This window comes from Ruegeria sp. CDSA089 (genome assembly GCF_059612205.1).
Genome location: NZ_JBXWQD010000031.1, coordinates 1 through 1,217 on the forward strand (window position 1 = coordinate 1; position 1,217 = coordinate 1,217).

Sequence of the window (1,217 nt, forward strand, 5' to 3'; positions counted from 1 at the left end):
TGAGCAGCCTCATCTGACTGGTCCAAATTGATTGTTAGTGCATCATCGGCGTGTGATCCATCGGGACGATGGTTTCAGGCGCTGGCGGGCGATAGCCCAGAGCACTGTGGGGGCGTTTGGTGTTGTAGTGTCGCCTCCATTGTTCGATCAGAATTTGAGCTTCGCCCAAGCTGTAGAAGATCTCGCCGTTGAGCAGTTCGTCCCTGAACCGGCCATTAAAGCTTTCACAGTATCCGTTCTCCCACGGGCTGCCAGGTTCAATGTAAGCCGTCTGGGCGCCAACTGCGGCGATCCAGTCTTGGACAGCCTGGGCGACAAATTCTGGCCCATTGTCTGAACGTATGAAACGGGGTGCTCCTCGAAATATGAACAGATCCGTCAGGGCGTCGATCACGTCGACCGAGTTCAGCTTGCGCTTCACTCTAATCGCTAGGCACTCCCGGCTGTGCTCATCAAGGATGTTCAGCGTCCGAAAAGCTTTGCCATCGTCGGTTCGACAATGGACGAAATCATAGCTCCATACATGATTGCGATACTCCGGCCTCAGCCGAACACACGAGCCATCGTTCAGCCAGAGCCGTCCTTTCTTCGGTTGTTTCGCTGGCACTTTCAGCCCCTCTCGTCGCCAAAGCCGTTCAATTCGCCCATCGCTGACAGACCATCCAGCCTCTCTCAGCAATGCAGCGATCCTGCGATAGCCATATCGGCCGTATTGACGGGTCAGCTCGATCATGTCGGCCACCAATCGGTCTTCGTCTGCGCGACCTTGTGGGACGCGCCGTTGCGTGGACCGGTGTTGTCCAAGCACGCGGCAGGCGCGTCTCTCGGAAACGTTCAGCTGGTTGCGTACATGGCTGATGCAGGCGCGACGACGAGCGGGGCTCAGTAGTTTCCCTTGGCCGCCTCCGTGAGGATCAGTTTGTCCAAAGTCAGATCTGAAACCGCGCGTCTCAGCCGCTCGTTCTCTTTCTGAAGCCGCTTCAGTTCTTTCAACTGATCTACACCCATTCCGCCGTACTTCTTTCGCCAACGGTAATAGGTTTGTTCAACAACGCCGATCTGCCTGATCGCATCAAGACGGGACATGCCTTGCCCTATCAGAACTTCAACCTGCCGTAACTTCGAGACAATCTCTTCGGGCTTTGGTCTCTTGTTTGCCATTCGTGGTCCTCCGTTTCCTAAACATAACGGTGGACCAGTTCAGTTGGGGAGGCCCA

At 55.5% G+C, this 1,217-nt stretch carries 1 protein-coding gene; it reads right to left on the minus strand.

Translation table 11 applies throughout. The features are described from left to right. Positions 1-34 precede the first annotated feature (34 nt). Positions 35-1,161 (minus strand): IS3 family transposase gene (locus AC2FJ6_RS20820; RefSeq protein WP_496669864.1). Its coding sequence is split into 2 segments (ribosomal slippage): positions 35-897 and positions 897-1,161, totalling 1,128 coding nucleotides; the frame shifts between segments, so codons are not numbered across the junction. Positions 1,162-1,217: the final 56 nt, after the last annotated feature.